This window comes from Streptomyces sp. NPDC054863 (assembly GCF_053610825.1).
Genome location: NZ_JBSGZD010000483.1, coordinates 1 through 3369 on the forward strand (window position 1 = coordinate 1; position 3369 = coordinate 3369).

General features: G+C 73.8%; 3 protein-coding genes. 2 read left to right on the forward strand and 1 reads right to left on the reverse strand.

From position 1 onward, the window contains the following. Window positions 1-669: 4'-phosphopantetheinyl transferase family protein (locus ACWGIG_RS37970; protein ID WP_453326285.1), on the reverse strand; the 669-nt coding region annotated here is incomplete at its 3' end. A 167-nt stretch (window positions 670-836) separates the two neighbouring features. Here ACWGIG_RS37970 and ACWGIG_RS37975 point away from each other — a divergent pair. Continuing rightward, a complete protein-coding gene (locus ACWGIG_RS37975; protein WP_453326286.1) occupies window positions 837-2165 on the forward strand; it encodes an MFS transporter in 1329 nt (442 codons plus the stop codon). Window positions 2166-2282: 117 nt separating this feature from the next. Then, the gene (locus tag ACWGIG_RS37980) at window positions 2283-3311 is read left to right on the forward strand and encodes a 3-oxoacyl-ACP synthase III family protein (protein WP_453326287.1); all 1029 of its coding nucleotides are present in this window, start codon (window positions 2283-2285) and stop codon (window positions 3309-3311) included. The last annotated feature ends 58 nt before the right edge of the window (window positions 3312-3369 follow it).

Genomic DNA, 3369 nt, shown 5'->3' on the forward strand with positions numbered 1-3369 from the left:
ACCGTGCCACGCCGCGAGCGCCACCGCGGTGAGCACCAGCCCGGGGCGTACGGCCCAACGGCCGGTGAACCCCTCGGCCCAGGGGCCCGCAGCCGCCGGGACGGCCTCGGGCGGGATCGTACGGAACGTGCCGTCGGCCCGCAGCCGCACCCGGTAGTCCGCGAAGCCGGACCCGGCCCCCGCCCACGGCGAGAACGCCTTGTACGACGCCTCCTTGGCGCAGAAGAGCACCCGGTCCAGCGGTATGCCGCCGCCCTGCGGGAACTCCTCGTCGAGCCAGCCGCGCTCGGTGTCCGTGACGATCCGGTCCGCGACCGCACGGGGCAGCGGCTCCCGCGGCTCGGCGTCGATGCCCACGGCGGCGAAGTCCGTGGCGCGCGCGACGGCGGCGGCGCGGTACCCCCGGCAGTGGGTCATGCTGCCCACCACCCCCGCGGGCCAGCCGGGAGCGCCCAGTGCGCCGGGCACCAGGGGCGCGGGCCGCACCCCCAGCCGGTCCAGCGCCGCACGCGCGCAGCCCCGTACCGTGGTGAACTCCCTGCGGCGCTCCTCGAACACCCCGTCCACGACGGCCCGTTCGGCGGCGAAGAGCACGACGGACGCCTCGGGGCCCGTGTCGCCGAACGCCTCGTGCGCGGGGACCCCCGCGGGGACGAGCTGAGTGATCACCCGCAGATCATGCCACCGGCCCAGGCGCCCGGCGACGGGCGGCAACGCACCCCCGACAGTTGCCGGTGCAGTGCCTGGCCCGGCGCCCGACGCATCGACCAGCATGCAGGGAAGGTCCACGGCTCAGGCCCGGACGAGCACACCAACGGGCGGGGAGACGGGTACCCATGGCGCAGTCGCGTCCCGACGAGCCGGAGGCATCGGCGGAAGGCCCCAAGAGCCCCCCCTCGCTGTGGCGCGACCGCGACTACCTGTACTGGTGGTCAGGCAACGGCCTGTCCGCGCTGGGCACCAGCATGTCGACGCTCGCCTTCCCGCTGCTCGTGCTTCACCTCACCGGATCGGCGACGCAGGCCGGACTCATCACCGTCCTGCACATGATCGGCAGGCTCGCGACCCTCGCGATCGGCGGAGTGCTGGCCGACCGGGTGTCCCGCCGCGCCATCATGTGCCTCGCCCCGCTGGTCCAGGCGCTGTCGATGGGCGCCGTCGCCCTGCTGGTGTACCAGGGGGATCCCTCGATCGCCGTGATCGGCGCGATGGCCCTGACCGGCGGGCTCGCGGACGGGCTGCGGAGCGCCGTGTCGATGCCGGTGCTGCGCCGGATCGTCCCCAAGGAGCAGGTCGCCGCCGCCACGGCCCAGAGCATGGGCCGCGACATGGTCGCGCAGTTGATCGGCGCCCCCCTCGGCGGAATGCTGTACGCGATGGGCCGCTGGATCCCGTTCCTCTTCGACGCGCTCTCCTTCCTCTTCGTCTCCCTGGGCGCCGCACTGATCCGCCGTCCGCTGGGCCCCGACAAGCGCGCCGACGACGCGCCCAGGACCGGACTGGTCGAGGAGTTGCGGGACGGCCTGCGCATGATCAGGCGCAGCGAGTACCTGGTGTTCTCGATGGTCTGGGGAGCGCTGCTGAACGTGGTGGCGGAGGGCTTCATCCTGCTCTTCGTGGTGCTCGTCCAGCACCGCGGCGGGGGGCCGGCCGCCGTCGGCACCGCGACCTCCCTCGCGGTGGCGGGCGGCGTCGTCGGGGCCGTCGTCGGGCCGTGGCTGATGGGCCGGCTGGGTGCGCGGCGGGTGCTCCTGCTGTCCGCTTGGGCGTTCATGGCGTCCTTCGCCGCCGCGGTGGCGGTCCCGAGCCCGTGGCAGATCGGTCTGGTCATCATGGTGGCGATGGTGGCCATGGTGCCGATGAACGTCGTCATCGAGTCCTACGAGGTCCGGCTCGTCCCGGACCAGTACCAGGGCAGGGTCGCCGCCCTGAGCCGGTTCTTCGTCCAGGGCCTGCAGTGGATCGGCCCGCTGGCGGCGGGGGTGCTCGCCGACGCGGCCGGGGTGGAGCACGCCGTCCTCATCATGGCCGGGGCCATGGCCCTGCTGGCGGTCTCGCTGCACACCTTCAGGCGCCGCCTCAAGGTCCTGGACACCCCGCTCGCCGAGGTACGGGAACTCGACCCGCCGCCGGCCGCCCGGCCGCTGCCCGAACCGGTCGCGTAGGGCCGGGCACCGCCCACCACGGGCACGACCCACCACGGGCACGACCCACCACGGGCACCGCCCCCCCCGGCGCCGGCACAGACACCGCCCACCGCAGGAGAAGGAGAAGGACAACAAGTGAGACCGTCAGTGGAGATGGGCATCGCCTCGACCGGCATGGCGTTCGGCGAGCGGCGGGATGTGGCCGCCACGGCAGCCGACTACGTGCCCTACCCGGAGGACGTCGCCGCTCTCGGGTACGAGAGCTACCACCAGGTCGCCGACGGCGTCACCGCGACCGCCCTCGGGGCGCAGGCGGCCCGGGAGGCCCTGGAGAACGCGGACCTCGCCGTCACCGACGTCGACCTGATCGTCGTCGGCAACTCCGACGTCCCCGAGTACCTGGGCTGGGACGGCTCGGCGGCGCTCGCCCGGGCGCTGGGCGCCCACGGCACGCCCACGGTGCTCTTCACCCAGGCCTGCGCCGCCTGGTCGCTGGCGCTGGACCACGCGGCGGGCGCGATGGCGCTCTCGGCCGACACGAACACCGTGCTGGTGGTCCTGGTCAACGTGGTCAGCGAGACGCACAGCAACCGGATGGACTTCAACGGTTCCATCGCCAGCGACGGCGCCGTCGCGGCCGTACTGCACAGGGGGCACCCGCGGTTCAGGCGGCTGGCCTCCGCGCGCTTCACCAACCCGGAGTTCGCGGACCTCTTCCGCCTCGAAATCGGCGGCTCCGCCGTGCCCCTGCCGCCGCCGGGGAGCGAGGACCTGCGCTCGGACCCGATGACAGCGGTCTACGAGCACTTCGGCCGGGACCCCGAGCGCTTCAAGGCGTTCGCCGACGAGATCAGCGGGCGGCTCGGCGACGTGGTCGACCAGGCCCTCGCCAGGGCGGGGAAGGACCGGAAGGACATCGCCCGGCTCGTCTACGTCAACGACGGACAGCAGGCGATCCGCGCCGCCGCCGACGCGGTGGGCATCCCCGTCGAGCGCACCAACGCCGAACTCGCCCGCGAGCTCGGCCACATGGGCGCGGCGGACCAGCTGATCTGTCTGTGGCGGCACGTCGAGGCGGGGGAGCTGGCACGCGGCGACCTCGTGGCGCTCGCGGGCGTCGCGTCGCCGGGCATGCACTGGTTCTGCACGCTGATCGAGGTCTGAGCGGCGCAGGCCTTCCTCCGTACGCGAACAGGCCCGTCCGGGGCGGATCACCCGCTGA